The sequence below is a fragment of the Marinobacter vinifirmus genome (genome assembly GCF_002258215.1).
In the GTDB taxonomy this organism is placed as follows: Bacteria; Pseudomonadota; Gammaproteobacteria; order Pseudomonadales; family Oleiphilaceae; genus Marinobacter; species Marinobacter vinifirmus.
In genome coordinates this window covers 36046-55504 of record NZ_NEFY01000016.1, presented here as the reverse complement: position 1 = coordinate 55504, position 19459 = coordinate 36046, and the positions used below count along the sequence as shown (strand labels likewise).

The 19459-nt window shown below is 57.8% G+C and carries 16 protein-coding genes, 1 pseudogene and 1 riboswitch; of the genes and pseudogenes, 2 read left to right on the top strand and 15 right to left on the bottom strand.

Translation table 11 applies throughout. The features are described 5' to 3' along the window. Together tnpC and B9Q17_RS14925 are read left to right on the top strand one after the other, a co-directional pair. A partial coding sequence (gene tnpC, locus B9Q17_RS14930; protein WP_154707608.1) for an IS66 family transposase occupies window positions 1-707 on the top strand: 707 nt, incomplete at its 5' end. Window positions 708-1118: 411 nt separating this feature from the next. Further along, window positions 1119-1642, top strand: a pseudogene (locus tag B9Q17_RS14925) (enoyl-CoA hydratase-related protein). A gap of 50 nt (window positions 1643-1692) precedes the next feature. Here the strand turns inward: B9Q17_RS14925 and B9Q17_RS14920 are convergent. From B9Q17_RS14920 to B9Q17_RS14845, 15 genes are all read right to left on the bottom strand, one after another. Beyond that, window positions 1693-2751 (bottom strand): ribonucleotide-diphosphate reductase subunit beta, encoded by a 1059-nt coding sequence (locus tag B9Q17_RS14920; RefSeq protein WP_094625812.1) that lies wholly within the window; start codon window positions 2749-2751, stop codon window positions 1693-1695. 29 nt (window positions 2752-2780) lie between these two features. Continuing rightward, window positions 2781-5540, bottom strand: a complete 2760-nt coding sequence (locus B9Q17_RS14915) for a ribonucleoside-diphosphate reductase subunit alpha (protein ID WP_094625811.1) — start codon at window positions 5538-5540, stop codon at window positions 2781-2783. Window positions 5541-5844: 304 nt separating this feature from the next. Further along, window positions 5845-6064: riboswitch (cobalamin riboswitch) on the bottom strand. A gap of 88 nt (window positions 6065-6152) precedes the next feature. Continuing rightward, complete coding sequence (nhaB, locus tag B9Q17_RS14905; RefSeq protein WP_094625809.1) at window positions 6153-7658, bottom strand: sodium/proton antiporter NhaB; 1506 nt, start codon at window positions 7656-7658, stop codon at window positions 6153-6155. A 213-nt stretch (window positions 7659-7871) separates the two neighbouring features. Next, window positions 7872-9704 carry a glutamine--fructose-6-phosphate transaminase (isomerizing) gene (glmS, locus tag B9Q17_RS14900; protein ID WP_094625808.1) on the bottom strand — a complete coding sequence of 611 codons (1833 nt, stop codon included), beginning with the start codon at window positions 9702-9704 and terminating at the stop codon, window positions 7872-7874. A 29-nt stretch (window positions 9705-9733) separates the two neighbouring features. Continuing rightward, window positions 9734-11098 carry a bifunctional UDP-N-acetylglucosamine diphosphorylase/glucosamine-1-phosphate N-acetyltransferase GlmU gene (gene glmU / locus B9Q17_RS14895; protein WP_094625807.1) on the bottom strand — a complete coding sequence of 455 codons (1365 nt, stop codon included), beginning with the start codon at window positions 11096-11098 and terminating at the stop codon, window positions 9734-9736. A gap of 149 nt (window positions 11099-11247) precedes the next feature. Further along, window positions 11248-11670, bottom strand: coding sequence for a F0F1 ATP synthase subunit epsilon (locus B9Q17_RS14890; protein WP_058342158.1), 423 nt, complete (start codon window positions 11668-11670; stop codon window positions 11248-11250). A gap of 38 nt (window positions 11671-11708) precedes the next feature. Continuing rightward, window positions 11709-13103 (bottom strand): F0F1 ATP synthase subunit beta, encoded by a 1395-nt coding sequence (gene atpD, locus B9Q17_RS14885; protein WP_094625806.1) that lies wholly within the window; start codon window positions 13101-13103, stop codon window positions 11709-11711. Between the two features lie 54 nt (window positions 13104-13157). Further along, window positions 13158-14018 carry a F0F1 ATP synthase subunit gamma gene (gene atpG, locus B9Q17_RS14880; RefSeq protein WP_058342160.1) on the bottom strand — a complete coding sequence of 287 codons (861 nt, stop codon included), beginning with the start codon at window positions 14016-14018 and terminating at the stop codon, window positions 13158-13160. A 70-nt stretch (window positions 14019-14088) separates the two neighbouring features. After that, window positions 14089-15633, bottom strand: coding sequence for a F0F1 ATP synthase subunit alpha (gene atpA, locus B9Q17_RS14875; protein WP_058342161.1), 1545 nt, complete (start codon window positions 15631-15633; stop codon window positions 14089-14091). Between the two features lie 28 nt (window positions 15634-15661). Beyond that, window positions 15662-16198 (bottom strand): F0F1 ATP synthase subunit delta, encoded by a 537-nt coding sequence (locus B9Q17_RS14870; RefSeq protein ID WP_058342162.1) that lies wholly within the window; start codon window positions 16196-16198, stop codon window positions 15662-15664. A 12-nt stretch (window positions 16199-16210) separates the two neighbouring features. Then, window positions 16211-16681, bottom strand: coding sequence for a F0F1 ATP synthase subunit B (locus B9Q17_RS14865; RefSeq protein WP_058342163.1), 471 nt, complete (start codon window positions 16679-16681; stop codon window positions 16211-16213). Window positions 16682-16768: 87 nt separating this feature from the next. Continuing rightward, window positions 16769-16996 (bottom strand): F0F1 ATP synthase subunit C, encoded by a 228-nt coding sequence (gene atpE, locus B9Q17_RS14860; RefSeq protein ID WP_014423137.1) that lies wholly within the window; start codon window positions 16994-16996, stop codon window positions 16769-16771. Window positions 16997-17049: 53 nt separating this feature from the next. Next, on the bottom strand, window positions 17050-17904 hold the full coding sequence (gene atpB / locus B9Q17_RS14855; RefSeq protein ID WP_058342164.1) for a F0F1 ATP synthase subunit A: 855 nt from the start codon (window positions 17902-17904) through the stop codon (window positions 17050-17052). A gap of 15 nt (window positions 17905-17919) precedes the next feature. Then, window positions 17920-18300 (bottom strand): ATP synthase subunit I, encoded by a 381-nt coding sequence (locus B9Q17_RS14850; protein WP_232901992.1) that lies wholly within the window; start codon window positions 18298-18300, stop codon window positions 17920-17922. A gap of 228 nt (window positions 18301-18528) precedes the next feature. Then, window positions 18529-19404, bottom strand: a complete 876-nt coding sequence (locus B9Q17_RS14845) for a ParB/RepB/Spo0J family partition protein (RefSeq protein ID WP_058342467.1) — start codon at window positions 19402-19404, stop codon at window positions 18529-18531. Between the last annotated feature and the right edge of the window lie 55 nt (window positions 19405-19459).

Here is a 19459-nt window from a genome sequence, read left to right as displayed (position 1 = left end):
ACCTGAAAGCCACCGTTTACGACTTCGCCCCAAGCCGGGCGGGTGAACACGCCCGTACCTTCCTGGGTGACTGGCAGGGCAAATTGGTCTGTGACGACTACGCCGGCTACAAGGCCGGGTTCGGTAACGGGATCACCGAAATCGGCTGTATGGCCCACGCCCGACGCAAGTTCTACGACCTGCACGAGGCCAACAAGAGCGAACTGGCGGCCAAGGCCCTGGAATACATCGGCGGACTCTACGAGATCGAACGGGAACCCAAAGACCTGCCGCCGGATAAGCGTCGGGACATCCGACAAGCCAGAGCTAAACCACTGGCTGAGGCACTGCATCAATGGATGCTGGAGCATCGCCAGAAAGTGCCGGATGGTTCCGGCACGGCCAAAGCACTGGATTACAGTCTCAAACGTTGGGAAGCGCTGACGCGCTACCTGGACGATGGCGCGGTGCCCATCGACAACAACTGGGTGGAAAACCAGATCCGGCCCTGGGCACTGGGCCGCAGCAACTGGTTGTTCGCGGGATCACTACGCAGTGGCCAACGGGCGGCTGCGGTGATGACCCTGATCCAGTCCGCCAAGCTGAACGGGCATGATCCCTATGCCTATCTGAAGGATGTGCTGACCCGCTTGCCGACGCAGAAGAACAAAGCCATCGACGAGCTGTTGCCCCACAACTGGACGCCGGCTACACCTGACAAGGTGTGATGGGCGGACGCTTACAATTTAACAGTGAATTCTACGAACGAGTTCGTATATCCCGCGTTCGTATAATTCCAACCCAAACGCGCCCAAAATTTTTAATTTTTCTAATCAAAAACAACAACATGACAGTAATTTACCACGGCTACCGCCGGAGTTATACGCCCTGATTCGAGCCACCCCTGCTCCTACTTAGGGGCGTATAACTCCGCCCCTGAAAACACCACTTCCTAAACATATCAGAAGGTTACTAACTTTTCCCATGCATTTCCCCGGAGTTTTGCGAACGGGTTCGTATAACTCCACTGTTTGTTGGTTCATGCAGCACGGGCCCCTGGCCAAGGCGATCGAAGGTTCTTGGCATGGGCCAATCATAGGGAGACAATCGCCCTGAATTTACAGAACAAGGACTCCACGATGGCCAGCTTGCCCCAACTTACGGATGCCCTGCTCAGCCTGGAAAACGGGGTGGCCGTGCTGACCCTGAACCGGCACGACCTGCGCAATGCCCTCACAGGCTCCCACCTGATTGATGACATCGTCACCACAGCAGAGTGGGTCAACCACTGCCAGGACGTATCCGTGCTGGTGATCACCGGGGCGGGGTCGGCGTTCAGTGCCGGTGGCAATATCCGCGATATGGCTAACCGCAGCGGCGATTTCGCTGGCAATCCCGCTGAGTGTGCAGAGCGCTATCGCAAGGGTATCCAGCGTATTCCCCTGGCCATGCAGGCGGTGGAGGTGCCGGTGATTGCCGCGGTGAACGGGCCAGCCAGCCGCCCAAAGCAACGCGGCTGACCAAGCGGCTGATGAAGATGGCCCAGCGCACCGAGCTGAAGGATTTCCTGGATATCTGCGCCTGTTTCCAGGGCATGAGCCACAACGAGCCAGAGCACCTGGACGCAGTGAACCGGATGCTGGAAGCCATGGCGCGGAAATAACCCTCCCGGAGCTGCCCGACATATCGGACAGCTCTGCTCCCCCTACCTGCTTACCACTCCAGCTGAGCGCCGGTCTGGTATTCAATTACCCGGGTCTCAAAGAAGTTCTTCTCTTTGCGCATGGTGGCTTGCTCGTCCAGCCAGGGCGAGACGTTTTTCGCCCCCGGGAACGGCTCTTCCAGCCCTACCGTGCGCGCCCTCCGGTTGGCCACAAACCGGAACTGCTCGGTGTGGTATTCCGCCGAGTAACCCATAATCGGGTCGCGCAAAATATAGTTGGCGTAAGCCATCTCAGCCGCTTCAGATTCGTCCCACATGTCGCGCACGGCTTTGGGGTCAAAGCTGATGTTTTCTTCCTCCAAAATCTGGTTGACCACTTTCAGGCCGAAGGAGAAGTGCATGGCTTCGTCCCGCAGGATGTACTGCAGCTGTTCGCCGGTGCCGCGCATCAGGCCCCGGCGCTGCAGGGCGAAGATGGGGCTGAAGCCGTTGTAAAACCAGCAGCCTTCAAACACGGCGGCGAAGAACAGGTAAGACATGATGAATTCCTGCAGATCGTCCGGGTTGCGCAGGTTCATGTCGGAGCGCATGGCGGCGTCCAGCCTGCGGTTGGCCAGCTGGATTTTGCCGTTGATCTGCGGCACCACCCGGTAGCGGTTGTAGATTTCGCTCTGGTCCAGGTTGAGGGTTTCGATGCAGTGCTGGTAGGTCCAGGTGTGCAGGGCTTCTTCGTACACCTGGCGGGCCTGGTAGATCTGCAGCTCCGGGGCGCTCATTTTCTCCATCACTGCCAGGCCGATGTTGCGCATGGCGAGGATGTCGGAGGTGGTCAGGTACGCCAGCACGTTCTCGTACACGTGTTTTTCCGCCGGCGTTAGCCGGTGGTGGTAGTCGTGAACGTCCTGCGCCATGTTCACGTCCAGCGGCGTCCAGTGGTTCTTGTTGGCGTTCATGAAGTACTCCCAGGCCCAGGGGTACTTGAAGGGTGCCAGTTGGTTGATGTCGGTTTCGCCGTTGATGACGCGTTTGTCGTCTACGTTAACCGGTGCCGGGCCTTCGGGGTTTGCGGCTTGCGGTGCGGGTTTTGATTCGTCGTCCCAGTTCAGCATGGTTCGCTCCTTTTAGATTGATTTGCCAGTTACTGACAGGCCTCGCAGTCCGGGTCATCGATACTGCAAACCTGCGGCTGCGGGGCAGACACCGGGGCGGTTTTTTCAGCGCCGGTGGCGCCCAGGGAGCGCAGGTAGTAGGTGGTTTTCAGGCCGCGCTCCCAGGCCAGCTGGTACAGGGCATCGAGCTTTTTACCACTGGGTTCAGCCATGTACAGGTTCAGGCTCTGGGCCTGGTCCAGCCATTTCTGGCGGCGGGCGGCGGCTTCTACCAGCCAGCGGGCGTCGATTTCGAAGGCGGTGGCGTAGCGGGCTTTGAGTTCCGCCGGTATGCGGTCGATCTGCTGCACGCTGCCGTCGAAGTATTTCAGGTCGTTCACCATCACGTTGTCCCACAGGCCTTCCGCCTTGAGATCCCGCACCAGTGAAGGGTTCACCACGGTGAACTCGCCGGACAGGTTCGATTTCACAAACAGGTTCTGGTACGCCGGTTCAATGGACTGGGACACGCCGACAATGTTGGAGATGGTGGCCGTGGGCGCGATGGCCATGACGTTGCTGTTGCGCATGCCGTATTTGGCGATCAGCTCCCGCACCGGGGTCCAGTCAAGGCGGCTGTCGGTGTTCAGGGACAGGTCACCGTCTTTCCTCGCCTCTTTTAAAAGAGCGATGGAGTCGATGGGCAGGATGCCCTGCTGCCACAGGGAGCCTTCGTAGGTTTCGTAGGCACCGCGTTCGCCGGCCAGGGTGGCGGAGGCGCGAATGGCGAAGTAGCTGAGCTGCTCCATGGCCACGTCGGCAAACTCCACCGCTTCCGGGCTGGTGTAAGGCAGGCCCAGTTGATACAGGGCATCCTGGAAACCCATCAGGCCCAGGCCCACCGGGCGGTGTTTGAGGTTGGAATTCCTGGCCTGGGGCACCGCGTAGAAGTTGATGTCGATAACGTTGTCGAGCATGCGTACGGCGGTGTTTACGGTGCGTTCCAGGCGTTGTACATCCAGCTCGCCGTCCTTGATGTGGGCCGCCAGGTTTACAGAGCCCAGGTTGCACACGGCGATTTCGTCGGCGCTGGTGTTCAGGGTGATTTCGGTGCACAGGTTGGAGCTGTGCACCACGCCCTGATGCTGCTGCGGGGAGCGCAGGTTGCAGGGGTCTTTGAAGGTGATCCAGGGGTGGCCCGTTTCAAACAGCACGGTGAGCATTTTGCGCCACAGCTGCTTGGCGGGCAGTTTTTTGAACAGTTTGATCTTGCCCTGCTCCGCCAGCGCTTCGTAATGCTCGTAGCGTTCCCGGAATTCGTTACCGTACAGGTCGTGCAGATCCGGCGTATCGCTTGGGGAGAACAGGGTCCAGTCCCGGTCTTCACGCATGCGTTCGATCAGCAGGTCCGGCACCCAGTTGGCGGTGTTCATGTCGTGGGTGCGGCGGCGCTCGTCGCCGGTGTTCTTGCGCAGTTCCAGGAACTCTTCGATGTCCAGGTGCCAGCTTTCCAGGTAGGCACAGACCGCGCCTTTGCGCTTACCGCCCTGATTCACCGCCACGGCGGTATCGTTCACCACTTTCAAAAACGGCACCACGCCCTGGCTCTGGCCGTTGGTGCCTTTGATGTGGGAACCCAGCGCCCGCACCGGGGTCCAGTCGTTGCCCAGGCCGCCGGCCCATTTGGACAGCAACGCGTTGTCTTTGATGGCGCCGTAAATGCCTTCCAGGTCGTCCTGCACGGTGGTCAGGTAGCAGGAAGACAACTGGGAGTGGCGGGTGCCGCTGTTGAACAATGTCGGCGTGCTGGCCATGTAATCGAAGCTGGACAGCAGGTTGTAGAACTCGATGGCGCGGGCGTTGGGGTCGTCTTCCCGCAGGGCCAGGCCCATGGCCACGCGCATGAAGAATACCTGGGGCAGTTCCAGGCGGGCGCCGTTCCAGTGCAGGAAGTAACGGTCGTACAGGGTTTGCAGGCCGAGGAATCCGAACTGGTGGTCGCGCTCGGGTTTCAGGGCTGCGCCGAGGCGTTCCAGGTCAAACGCGGCCAGGGCCTCGTCCAGCAGCTCATAGCGGATACCGGCGTGAACAAAGGCGCTCAGGGCCTGTGGATAACTTTCTGCAAGGGGTTGGTTGCGGGGCAAACCCAGCTCCTCGGCCGCCTCCAGCCGTAACTGTTCCAGCAACAGGCGGGCAGTCACGGCGCTGTAGTCCGGCTCCCGTTCTATGCGGCCCCGGGCAGTCATGATCAGGGCAGACAATACTTCGGTTTCGGCAATGCCGTCGTACAGGTTACGCAGGGCTTCCTCCACCAGGGACTCGCCCTCAATGCCGTCCAGCCCGGTCGCGGCCTGCTCTACCTGCAGTTTCATCAAACCCAAATCCAGCGGCGCCACGCTGCCGTCGGCTTTTTTCACGGTCAGGTGCGGGTGCGCTTCCATGGGCTCTTCAATGGCGCGCTTGCGGGCGTGCTCTTCCCGGTACAGCACGTAGGCCCGGGCGACTTTCTGTTCTTCCGCTCGCATCAGGGCCAGTTCTACCTGATCCTGGATGTCTTCAATATGCACCTTGCCACCGGCCTTCAGGCGCCGGCTGATGGCCTGCACCACTTGCTCGGTGACCCGGTGCACGGCGTCGTTGATGCGGGCGGAGCCGGCGGCCTGGTCGCCTTCTACCGCAAGGAAGGCCTTGGTAACGGCGACGGTGATCTTGGAAGGGTTAAAGCCAACGAGGGTGCCGTTGCGTTTGATGACCTGAAGGGATTCTGTAGCGGCAACCGCCGGGGGCTCGGGGGACAGGATGGCAGACATGGAACTTCTCCTTGTGTACGCGTGGTGGCGCAGCCTTTGCGTTCAGGAGAAGGGGGAGGTTTTTGCCACGGAATCCACGGAAGGACACGGAAAAATGAAAAGAAAGGGACTGTTTTGCCACGAAATCCACGAAAAAACACGAAAGGAAAAGATAAAAAGCTTTTTTCTTTTCGTAGTAAATCTTTGTTCGTGTTTTTTCGTGGATTTCGTGGCAAAAAATCAGTAAGTCTTTTCTTTCCGTGTTCTTCCGTGGATTCCGTGGCCAGAAAACGAAACCCGCCTGCTCACCTTTATAAACGCGAAGGTGCAGTGTCTATCCCTGGCAGGTCTTCGGACTCAGGGGCGTGAACCGTGTGGTTCGGCCTTGCGTGGCGACTTCCCGGCGCTTGCCAGTGTCTTTATGCCACGCTTGTTCCCCAATACCGCTGCGCGTCAGTTCCGGACTCTCACCGGATTCCCGACTACCTGAGTGATCACGCTTTGATCACAATATATGGTAGTCAACCAAGGACTTGGTCACTATATACAGACTATGCAGCAGAAACAAGAACGCCCGTTGAGCTTTGTGAAAGCGGCACGGGCGTCAGATGAGGCTGTTATCGGGGTCGAGAATCAGAACGCGTGGGTCACCATGTACAGGCCTACGCCACCCATCACCACGGTGTACGGCAGCGCCATAATCACCATCTTGCCGTAGGACAGGCGAACCAGCGGGGCGATGGCGGAGGTGAGCAGGAACAGGAACGCGGCCTGGCCGTTGGGGGTGGCCACGCTGGGCAGGTTGGTGCCGGTGTTGATGGCCACGGCCAGGGTCTGGAAGTGGTCAAAGCTGATGGCGCCGGCATCCAGGGCCTGTTTTACTTCGCTGATGTATACGGTGGCCACGAACACGTTGTCGCTGATCATGGACAGCAGGCCGTTGGCAATGAAGAACATGCCCGGTTGCTGGCCTTCCGGCAGGCTCAGTACGTATTCGATGATGGGCTTGAACAGGTGCTGTTCGTGGATCACCGCCACGATGGCAAAGAACACCACCAGCAGTGAGGTGAACGGCAGGGATTCCTGGAAGGCTTTGCCGATCTGGTGCTCGTCGATCACACCGGTGAAGGAAGTGACCAGGATGATCACCAGCAGGCCGATCAGCCCCACTTCCGCTACGTGGAACGCCAGGCCCAGCACCAGGATCACGGCAGCAACAGCTTGCACCCACAGGGCGGCCTTGTCGGACTTGGTGCGGCTTGCTCTTTCGTTATCGGCGTATTCCTGCAACACCTGGCGTACCGGCTTGGGCAGGCGACCGCCGTAGCCGAACCAGCGCAGCTTCTCCAGCGCCCAGCAGGTAAACAGGCCGGCAATCAGTACCGGAATACTCACCGGTGCCATGTGCAGGAAGAAGCCCACGAAATCCCAGCCAACCACCTTGGCGATCAGCAGGTTCTGGGGTTCGCCAACCATGGTGGCCACGCCACCGAGGGCGGTACCAATGGCACCGTGCATCAACAGGCTGCGCAAGAACGCCCGGAAGTTTTCCAGGTCTTCCCGGTGCAGTTCCACCACTTCGGCGTCGCTGTTAGCGTTGTGGTCTTTCTGCTGATAACCCTTGCCGGAGGCCACCTTGTGGTAAACCGAGTAGAAGCCGACGGCCACACTGATGATGACGGCAGTCACCGTCAGGGCATCGAGGAACGCCGACAGCAGCGCCGCCGCGCCGCAAAACAGCAGTGAAAGCGCGGACTTGGAGCGCACACCCACCAGGATCTGGGTGAAGGTCACCAGCAGCAGGTCTTTCATGAAATAGATGCCTGCCACCATGAACATCAACAGCAGGATAACCGGGAAGTTGATCAGTACCTCGTGGTACACGGCGTCGGCGTTGGTTAGCCCAATCAGTAATGCCTCCACCGCCAGTAAGCCGCCTGGCAATAATGGGTAACACTTCAAGGCCATGGCCAGGGTAAAGATGAACTCGGCAATCAGCAGCCAGCCTGCCGTCACCGGCCCGAACACAAACATCACAATCGGGTTGGCAATCAGAAACAGCAGAATAACCTGCTTGTACCAGTTGGGCGCCTTGCCCAGGAAATTGCGGGTAAATCCGGAAACGAGAGTGTCGGGCATTGCATCAGTTCTTCTTGAATTGGCGGCTAAAAAAGTATGCAACAGGCAACCATTACCTGCCTTGATATTTGTGTATAGGGTACCCCTGTGGGGCCGCCCGGGTCTCCGTACTTGGACCTACATCGCCCGGAAAGACTTGCTCTGGATCATGTTTCCGGAAAATCAGGCTGGCCCCGGTTTACCGCGGACGGCGGCCAGCCTGAATCTCGCCGTTTATTCCACCGTCACACTCTTGGCCAGGTTTCGGGGCTGGTCCACATCAGTGCCCTTAAGTACTGCAACGTGGTACGACAGCAGCTGCAAAGGCACGGTGTAGACAATGGGCGCCGTGATCTCGTGCACAGACGGAATCTGCATCACATGCAGCCCCTCTTCAGGCTTCACATCGGCATCCCTGTCGGCAAATACAAACAGCTCTCCGCCACGGGCCCGGACTTCTTCGAGGTTCGATTTCAGTTTCTCAAGCAAGTCGTTGTTCGGCGCCACGGTGACCACCGGCATCTCGCTGTCGACCAGCGCCAGCGGACCATGTTTGAGCTCACCGGCCGGATAGGCTTCGGCATGGATGTAGGAGATCTCTTTAAGCTTGAGCGCCCCTTCCATGGCCACCGGGAACTGGGAGCCACGGCCCAGGAACAGGCTGTGGTGCTTGTCCATAAAGGCCTTGGACAGTTCTTCGATGTCTGCATCCAGTGCCAGCACATCGCTGACCTGCTTCGGCAGCTGGTGGATAGCGCCCACGATCTCCGCTTCTTTCTCTTCGCTCAGGCCGTTGTGGCGGGCCAGGGCAAGGGTGAAGATCAGCAGTGCGGTAAGCTGGGTAGTGAACGCCTTGGTGGAGGCTACGCCAATCTCGGGGCCGGCCTGGGTCATGATCACCAGGTCGGATTCCCGCACCAGGGAGCTGCCCGGTACGTTGCAGATGGCCAGGGCCGCCCGGAAACCGGCTTTCTTGGCCTGGCGAAGTGCGGCCAGGGTATCCGCGGTTTCGCCGGACTGGGAGATGCACAGGAACAGGGTATCCGGCTGGATCACGTGCTTGCGGTAGCGGAACTCGGACGCGACTTCCACGGAGCAAGGGATGCCGGCCAGGTCTTCAATCCAGTAACGGGCCACCATGCCGGCGTGGTAGGAAGTACCACAGGCGATGATCTGCACATGGCGCACGTTTTCCAGCAGGTTGGCAGCGTCGGTACCCAGGGCCTGCTCCAGTACCCGGGTGTCGGTAATCCGGCCTTCCATAGTGGCCTTGATCACTTTCGGCTGCTCGTAGATTTCCTTGAGCATGTAGTGGCGGTATTCGCCCTTGTCGGCGGAATCGGCACCGTGCTCGAAACGGGTAATGGCGCGCTCTACGGCCATGCCTTCGCGATCATGGATCTCGATGCTGCCTTTGCGGATGTCGGCAATATCGCCTTCTTCCAGGAACATGAAACGGTCGGTCACCGGCAGCAGGGCCAGCTGATCGGAAGCGATGAAGTTTTCACCGATTCCCACACCAATTACCAGCGGGCTGCCCTGACGGCAGACTACCATGTGATCCGGCTCATCAGCGTGGACAACGGCCAGGGCATAGGCACCGCGCAGGCGATCCAGGGCGGTTTTCACCGCCTGGTACAGGCCGCCACCGGCCCGGTAGTTTTTAGCGATCAGGTGCGCCACTACCTCGGTGTCGGTCTGGGACGTGAACTCGAAGCCCTCGGCTTTCAGTTCGTCCCGCAGTTCCTGGTAGTTTTCGATGATGCCGTTATGAACGATGGCCAGGCGGTCGCCAGACATATGCGGATGGGCGTTGAGCTTGGACGGCTCGCCATGGGTCGCCCAGCGGGTATGGGCAATGCCCACATGGCCGGCAACCGGGTTCGCGGCGATGGCGTCTGCCAGGGCAGCTACCTTGCCCACTTCCCGGGCCCGCTGTACCTGGTCGGCGCTGCTGATCACGGCCATACCGGCGGAGTCGTAACCCCGGTATTCAAGGCGGCGCAGGCCCTCCAGCAAAATACCCTGGACGTCCCGTTCAGATACCGCTCCTACAATCCCACACATGCTGTTGTCACCTGTTCGTTAATCGGTCTTTACGCTTTTTTCGGCCGTTCCCAGCCGGAGATGTTTCGCTGCTTGCCGCGGGCCACGGCCAGTTCGCCTTCACTGATGTCCCGGGTGATGGTGGAACCGGCACCGATGGTCGCCTGGTCCGCAACAGACACCGGGGCCACCAGCGAGGTGTTGGAACCCACAAATACGCCATCGCCCAACACCGTCTTGTGCTTGTTCACGCCATCATAGTTACAGGTGATGGTGCCTGCACCCACATTCACATTACGGCCCAGTGAGGCGTCGCCCACGTAGCTCAGGTGGTTGATCTTGCTGCCCTCACCTACCACGGCTTTCTTGGTTTCCACAAAGTTGCCAACCTTGGTGTTGGCGGCCAGTTCGGTGCCCGGGCGAAGGCGGGCAAACGGGCCAATCTGGGCGTTGGCGCCCACCACGGCACCTTCGATGACGCTGTTGGCCTTGATCTCGGCACCGTCGGCAATGGTGGCATCCTTGATCACGCAGTTGGGGCCGATCACCACGTTGCTGCCAAGGCTTACCTTGCCTTCGAACACCGCGTTAACGTCAATCCACAGGTCGTTACCAATGGTCAGCTCGCCGCGAACATCAATGCGGGCCGGGTCGGCCAGGGTGGCACCTTCGGTCATCAGGCGCTCGGCCTGCTGGCGCTGATACCAGCGTTCCAGCTCGGCCAGCTGCAGGCGGTTATTCACACCCTGCACTTCAAACGGGTTCAGGGGCTGCGAAACCGTGACCGACAGGCCGTTATCCACAGCCATGGCAATGATGTCGGTCAGGTAGTATTCACCCTGGGCATTACTGTTGGATAACGTCGGCAACCAGCTTTTCAGGTGGCTGGCCGATACCGCCAGGATGCCGGTGTTTACTTCGTTGATATCCTGCTGCTCGGCGGTGGCATCTTTCTGCTCAACAATCGCCTGAACCTGCCCCTGGTCGTTACGGACAATCCGGCCATAACCGTGGGGGTTGTCCATATCCACGGTCAGCAGGGCCAGATTGCTGTCGTCCAGGTCACTGACCATGGCTTCCAGGGTATCTTTACGGGTCAGCGGAACATCGCCATAGAGTATCAGTACCCGGGCGTTATCCGGCAGGTCCGGCAGGGCCTGGGCCACGGCATGGCCGGTACCCAGTTGTTCGGTCTGGAGCACCCAGTTCACCGAGTCGTCATGCAGCGACGCCCGTACCTGGTCCGCGCCATGGCCGATCACTGTGTGAATTTTCTCCGCGCCCAGTTGCTTTGCGGTGTCGACCACATGGTGCAACATGGGCTTGCCGGCTACCGGGTGCAAGACCTTCGGCAGGGCGGATTTCATCCTTGAACCCTGACCGGCGGCCAGGATCACAACGTGTAGCGGGTTCATGGGGCGTACAGCTCCAAACTCTTTATCTGGTAGAAAATAAAAAACCGCGTCCCGGCGGAAACCCCTCTGTTTCCGGTAGGAAACACAGAGCCCTCCACCTGAGGATGCGGTTCACTGTCAGGCCAGTCCGGGCACTGACGCAACCCTGCTTAACGCAGGTTCTTGCGCAGTTTCTGGATGGTACGCAGCTGAGCGGCGGCTTCTGCCAGCTCGGCGGCGGCCCGGGAGTACTCAAACTCGCCTGTCTTATTCGCCAGTGCCTTCTCGGCTTCCTTCTGGGCTTCCAGTGCTGCGGCTTCGTCTACATCTTTTGCACGAACCGCAGAATCAGCCATCAGGGTAACCAGGTTAGGCTGCACTTCCAGGTAGCCACCTGAAACGTACAGAATCTCCTCGGTGCCACCCTGCTTGATGATCCGCACTGCGCCCGGCTTGAGCGCAGACAGCAGCGGAGCATGGCCAAACTGGATACCAAGCTCACCCTCGGTACCGGTGGCGATCAGCATCTCCACCAGACCGGAGTAAATTTTTTCCTCGGCACTTACGACGTCACAATGTACGGTCATAGCCATTTCTTACGCCTCTTGGGTCAGAAAGGGAAGAAGGAGTGTTACTTGCCTTCTTTCGCTTTCATTGCCTTAGCCTTCTCGATTGCCTCTTCGATGCCACCGCACATGTAGAAGGCCTGCTCCGGCATGTCGTCGTAGTCACCGTTCAGGATACCTTCGAAGCTGGCGATGGTTTCCTTCAGAGACACATACTTACCTGGGGAACCGGTAAATACTTCTGCTACGTGGAACGGCTGAGACAGGAAGCGTTCGATCTTACGCGCACGGGAAACGATCAGCTTGTCGTCTTCTGACAGCTCGTCCATACCCAGGATCGCGATGATGTCTTTCAGTTCCTTGTAACGCTGCAGAACGTTCTGAACGCCACGGGCAACGTTGTAGTGCTGCTCACCGATCACCAGCGGGTCCAGCTGACGGGAGGTGGAGTCGAGCGGATCGATCGCCGGGTAAATACCCTTGGAAGCGATGTCACGGCTCAGTACCACGGTCGCGTCAAGGTGCGAGAAGGTGGTGGCCGGAGACGGGTCAGTCAAGTCATCCGCCGGTACGTATACCGCCTGGATAGAGGTGATAGAGCCAGTCTTGGTGGAGGTAATACGCTCCTGCAGCTCACCCATTTCCTGGGCCAGGGTCGGCTGGTAACCTACCGCTGAAGGCATACGGCCCAGCAGTGCGGATACTTCGGTACCGGCCAGGGTGTAACGGTAGATGTTGTCAACGAACAACAGTACGTCACGGCCTTCGTCCCGGAACTTCTCGGCCATGGTGAGACCAGTCAGGGCCACACGCAGACGGTTTCCAGGGGGCTCGTTCATCTGGCCGTAAACCATGGCAACCTTATCGAGAACGTTAGACTCCTTCATTTCGTAGTAGAAGTCGTTACCCTCACGGGTACGCTCACCAACACCGGCGAATACGGAGAGACCGGAGTGCTCTTTCGCGATGTTGTTGATCAGTTCCATCATGTTTACGGTTTTGCCTACACCGGCACCACCGAACAGACCAACCTTACCACCCTTGGCGAACGGGCAGATCAGGTCGATAACCTTGATACCGGTTTCCAGCAGGTCGGCAGACGCTGACTGGTCGGCGTAACCCGGAGCTTTGCGGTGAATACCCCAACGCTCTTCTTCACCGATTTCGCCCTGCTCGTCGATGGGACGACCCAGAACGTCCATGATCCGGCCCAGAGTCTTGGTACCAACCGGTACAGAGATCGGCTTGCCGGTGTTTTCTGCTTTCAGGCCACGCTTCAGGCCCTCGGTGCTGCCCATGGCGATGGTACGAACAATGCCGTCACCCAGCTGCTGCTGGACTTCCAGAGTTGTTTCGCCACCTTCAAGCAGCAGTGCGTCGTAAACGCTTGGCACGGAGTCACGTGGAAATTCCACGTCGATAACCGCGCCAATGATCTGAACGATGTGTCCGCTACTCATGCTCGGTTCCTCGTTATCTAGTAGTCAATAAAACCAGTAGGTTTGTGAGCGCTATCAAACAGATGCGGCGCCGCTCACAATCTCCGAAATCTCTTGTGTGATCGCTGCCTGACGGGCCTTGTTATAGGCCAGCTGAAGCTCGTCAATGATGCTGCCAGCGTTGTCGGTGGCGCTCTTCATAGCGATCATCCGGGCGGCCTGTTCACAGGCCAGATTCTCTACCACACCCTGATACACCTGGGATTCGATATAACGTGGCATCAACCCGTCAAGAATCGGACGTGAGTCCGGCTCGTAGATATAATCCCACTGGCGACCGATGTCTTCATCGGAACCTTCCGGCAGAGGCAACAACTGCTCTGACTTCGGGCTCTGGGTCATGGTGTTGACGAACTCGTTACTGATCAGGAACAGGCGGTCGATCTTGCCTGCCTCGAACGAATCCAGCATCACCTTGACACTGCCAATCAGCTTTTCCGCACTCGGGCTGTCGCCCATGTGGGTCAGGGCTGCAACCACGTTTCCGCCATAGCTGCGGAAAAAGGATGCGCCTTTCTGGCCAATGGCACAGATATCAGTCTCAATACCTTTCTCTTTCCATTCACGCATTTCGCGCACGAGCAGCTTGAACGCATTGGTGTTCAGGCCACCACACAGGCCGCGGTCAGAGGAAACTACAATGTAGCCTACCCGCTTGACCTCACGCTCCTGCATGAACGGATGACGGTAATCCTTGTTGGACTTAGCAATGTGTCCGATTACCTGACGCATCTTTTCGGCATACGGGCGAGTTGCCTGCATCCGATCCTGAGCCTTGCGCATCTTACTCGCCGCCACCATTTCCATGGCGGAAGTGATCTTCTGCGTGCTCTTGATGCTTCCGATCTGGTTACGTATTTCTTTTCCGACGGCCATAAGTCACTGCCTTTTCAAGTTAGACACTCAAAGGGACCAGCAAGCCCGCACAATGGCGGGCCCGGTGGATTTACCAGCTCTGAGTGGTCTTGAATTTCTCCAGAGCAGCTTTCAGGCCGGCAGCGATGTCGTCATTGAAGTTACCTTCAGGGCCGATCTTGTCCAGAAGCTCTTTCTGCTCGGAACGCATCCAGTCCAGCAGCTGTGCTTCGAACTTCACAACCTTGTTTACTTCAACATCGTCCAGGAAGCCTTCGTTGGCTGCGAACAGTGAAGTGCCCATTTCCGCAACGGTCATCGGGCTGTACTGGTTCTGCTTCATCAGCTCGGTTACGCGCTGACCATGCTCCAGCTGCTTACGGGTTGCTTCGTCAAGGTCGGAAGCGAACTGGGCGAATGCCGCCAGTTCCCGGTACTGGGCCAGGGCCAGACGGATGTTACCGCCGAGCTTCTTCATGATCTTGGTCTGGGCTGCACCACCTACCCGGGATACGGAGATACCGGCGTTCATGGCCGGACGGATACCGGAGTTGAACAGGTTGGTTTCCAGGAAGATCTGACCATCGGTAATAGAGATTACGTTGGTCGGTACGAATGCAGAAACGTCACCAGCCTGGGTTTCGATGATCGGCAGTGCGGTCAGGGAACCGGTCTTGCCTTTCACTTCACCGTTGGTGAACTGCTCAACGTAGTCAGCGTTTACGCGGGAAGCGCGCTCCAGCAGACGGGAGTGCAGATAGAAAACGTCACCCGGGTATGCTTCACGTCCTGGCGGACGACGCAGCAGCAGGGAGATCTGACGGTAGGCAACGGCCTGCTTGGACAGGTCATCGTATACGATCAGTGCGTCTTCACCGCGGTCGCGGAAGAACTCACCCATGGAGGTACCGGAGTACGGAGCCAGGAACTGCATGGCTGCAGGATCCGCGGCACCGGCAGCAACCACGATGGTGTGGTCCATGGCGCCGTGCTCTTCCAGCTTGCGCACTACGGCGGCAATGGAAGACTGCTTCTGGCCAACGGCAACGTAGATACACTTGATGCCGGTGTGCTTCTGGTTGATGATCGCGTCGATCGCAACCGCAGTCTTACCGATCTGGCGGTCACCGATGATCAGCTCACGCTGGCCACGACCGATGGGAACCATGGTGTCGATGGCTTTCAGACCAGTCTGAACCGGCTCATCAACGGACTGACGAGCGATAACGCCCGGTGCAACCTTCTCGACCGGGGAAGTCAGGCTGTTGCCCAGCTCGCCCTTGCCGTCGATCGGGTTACCCAGACCGTCTACAACACGGCCCAGCAGTTCGTTACCAACCGGTACTTCCAGGATACGACCGGTACAACGTACCTTCTGGCCTTCAGCCAGACCTTCGTAGTCACCCAGAACAACCGCACCAACAGAATCACGCTCCAAGTTCAGCGCCATGCCGTATGTGCCGTTGGCAAATTCAATCATCTCGCCGTACATAACGTCGGCCAGACCGTGGATCAGTACGATACCGTCAGAAACAGACAGGATCGTACCTTCGTTCTTAGCTTCGGAAGAGATATCGAGGTTCTCGATTCTCTTCTTGATGATGTCACTGATCTCGGATGGATTCAGTTGCTGCATGCCTTTGTCCTCAAACCTTGTGCTGAAATCAGGAGCCCAGAGCCTTGGCCATTCTGGCCAGCTTGCCACGAACTGAAGCGTCGATAACCAGGTCGCCTGTACGTACTACCACGCCGCCGATCAGATTCTGATCAACTGCGGTTTCAAGCTCAACCTTGCGCTCCAGCTTTTTGGACAATGCGTCGATCAGTTTCTGCTGTTCGTCTGCAGACAATTCGAATGCGGTATCGATTGTCAGGTGCACAGACTTCTCGAGGTCTGCACGGTACAAACGGAACAAAGCAGAAATCTCCGGCAACAGGGCCAGACGCTTGTTTTCAGCAAGAATCAACAGGAAGTTTCTGAGTGCTTCAGGCAGCGGCTCTTCAAAACAGTCAGCGAAGAGTTCCGCCTTGCGTTGCTCAGACAGGCCGGGGTTGGCCAGGATGTTCTTTACCTCTTGGTCAGCCGCAACCATAGCTGCGAAAGCCAGAGCCTGATCCCACTGATCAACGGCATTCTGGTCCTGCGCGGCTTTAAAAACGGCTTTCGCGTAGGGTCGGGCTAACGTTGTAAGTTCTGCCATGATGACCCTCTTTTAGAGTTCTGCGGCCAGCTTGTCCAGCATCTCGCTGTGAGCTTTGGCGTCTACAGAGGTTTCCAGAATCTTCTCGGCACCGGCAATGGCCAGAGTGGCCACTTCTGCACGCAGTGCGTCGCGAGCCTGAACACGCTCCTGTTGAATTTCCGCCCTTGCCTGCTCAATAAGCTTGTCGCCTTCTTTGCGAGCGTCGTCCTTGGAGGCTTCGACGATCTGGGCGGCACGCTTGTTGGCCTGGTCAATAAGGGCTGCAGCTTCTTCTTTCGCCTTCTGCAGTTCTTTAGCGGCTTTTTCCTGCGCAAGTTCCAGATCGAGGGAAGCCCGATCTGCGGCAGAGAGGCCGTCTGCAATTTTCTTCTGGCGCGCTTCCATGGCAGCCGTAATCGGCGGCCATACATACTTGACGCAGAACCAGACGAAAATAGCGAAGGCAATCGATTGCCCTATCAACGTAAGGTTTATATTCACGGCAATATACCTCTTGCTATTCGTTGCGTCCTGGTGTCCGGAATGCGGTGGCAGTGCCGGGCACTGCCACCCTCAATTCTCGGCTGATTAACCAGCAACAACGAAGATCAGGTACATCGCGATACCAACACCGATCATGGGAACCGCATCAAGCAGACCAGCCATGATGAATGCCTTGGTTTGAAGCTGGTTAGCCATTTCCGGCTGACGCGCAGTGGACTCGAGCAGTTTGCCGCCCAGCAGACCAAAACCGATACCAGCGCCCAGGGCACCCAGACCGATGATCAACGCAGCTGCGATAAATACCATTTCCATTGAAGACTCCTCAGTTTTTCAGATAGTTAAGGGTTTGTGTATTTAAGGGTTTATCAGTGATCTTCGTGTGCTGCGCTGAGGTAAACCACAGTAAGCACAGTAAAAATAAAGGCCTGAAGCGGGATCACCAGGATGTGGAAGATCGCCCAGGGAACGTTCAGTGTCCACTGAACCCACAGCGGCAACAACGCAATCAGGATAAAGACAACTTCGCCAGCGTACATGTTACCGAACAGACGCAGTGCCAGACTGATCGGCTTGATGATCAGCGCCAGGATTTCCAGCAACAGGTTGAACGGAACCATGATCCAGTGATTGAACGGGTTAAAGGCCAGTTCTTTGGTAAAGCCACCTACGCCTTTCACCTTGAAACTGTAGAACAGGATCAGCAGGAACACACCGATAGAGATACCGAAAGTACCATTGGGATCGGTGGTCGGAACAATCTTGAAGTACTCAAGACCCATCGCATGGGCGATAGACGGAATATAGTCGATCGGGATCAGCTTCAGGATGTTCATCAGCAGGATCCAGACAAAAATCGTCAGTGCCAGAGGGGCAATCAACGGGTTCTTGCCGTGGAAAACATCGCGCACGATGCCCTGAACGAATTCAAAAGTCATTTCAACCAGGTTCTGCAATCCACTCGGCGCGCCGTCGGTAACCCGGCTGGCCACAAAGCGGAACAGACCCAGGAACAGAATACCCATAGCGATAGACCAGCCGAGGGTATCGACGTGGAGCGCCATGAAGCCCATGTCTGCTGCTTCCTGACCGGTGCGTGCGAAGGTCCAGGTGGCCTCCTGCACAACACTGCCATCCGCGCGCTCATAGCCTTCCGGGAGCTTGCCATAGGTAAGGTTGGTGAGGTGGTGTTTTATATACTCTACTGGGGTATCAGCTGCCATACTGCTCTCGTCCAGTCATCGCTGTGGTCGCGGCCGGATGAGCCAGCGCAATGCCGTACCCAACACAACCATCACAGCAAAAGTGAATAACAGAGCCGGTACGTGTACTGGCTCCATTAAAGTGAAAACGGCCGCAAAAAACACTGCGGTAAGGGCGAGTTTGATGCTCTCTGCCCTGAAAATGTTGCTGACTGCCAGGTGCATTTGCCTTGCGCCCTGGTACCGGTACGTCCGGTGAGCAAAGTAAGCGTTTGGTATGACAAAAATAAGACCGCCGATAAACGCGGAATAACCGGCCAAACGACTTTCCAGCAACCACAAAAGGCTCAGAACGGTGAGAGCGGCCATCTCTATGGTCAGCCACTGTTTCAGCGGCACGTACGTGATGGCTTTCATTGAACGGCTCATATCACCAGCTGTCATTCCAAGCGCGCGGAATTATATGTGTTAACCGGTAGCGGTTCAACATAACCCGACGGAAAAAATGGCGAAAATTTAACCAGATTTCAAGATGAAAAGGCCTGTTTTTACACAGGTTGTGTTATCCGGCTTCGGCTGCACCCAGATGTGGTGTTTCTGGCCTGAATGGGTACTTTAGGATGATTTTCAGGAATTTCCGGGTGCTCAGCGGATATGGCCCAGAATACCGTCCAGCTCATCCAGCGAACTGTATTCGATCACCACTTTACCCTTGCCCCGCTTGCCATGGGCAATGGACACCCGGGCACCGAGCCGGTCGGAAAGGTCGTCCTGCAGGGCACGGATGTTCGGGTCCAGCGCCTTGCTGCCGGAATCTTCCGTTGCAGGCTTTTCCTGCTGGATGCGGCGCACCAGGGCTTCGGTCTGGCGCACGGAAAGCGACTTGGCCACCACCTGGCGGGCCACCTGCATCTGCTGTTCCGGGGGTAAGGTCAGCATGGCGCGGCCATGGCCCATTTCCAGGTCACCATGCTCGAGCATGGTGCGCACATCTTCGGTCAGGCCGATCAGCCGCAACAGGTTGGTAATGGTGGTGCGGGATTTACCCACAGCCTCTGCCACCTGGGCCTGGGTCAGGCCGAACTCTTCCTGCAGGCGCTGGAGGGCAAAGGCTTCTTCGATCGGGTTCAGGTTTTCGCGCTGGATGTTCTCGATCAGCGCCATGGCGATGGCGGCTTCATCCGGCACATCACGGATGATGGCGGGAATGCTGTCGAGCTCGGCCATCTGGGTAGCGCGCCAGCGGCGTTCACCGGCAATCAGTTCATAGCGGCCTTCGGAAACCGGGCGCACCACCACCGGTTGCATCACACCCTGCTGGCGAATGGAGTCTGCCAGTTCCTGCAGGGCGGCGGGGTCCATATCCCGGCGCGGCTGGTAACGGCCACGCTGGATGAGGTCTACGGGGATCTCCCGCAGTTCGCCATCGTGTTCGGCCACTTGCTGGTTCAGGTTAACCTTCGAGCCCTGTAACAGCGCTCCCAAACCCCGTTCGCCCAAGCCTCGTTTTTTCGCCGCCATGGTGTTTGTCATTCTTCCTGTTGAAAAAGTTGGTGCATGGTTGCCCGACGGCAAA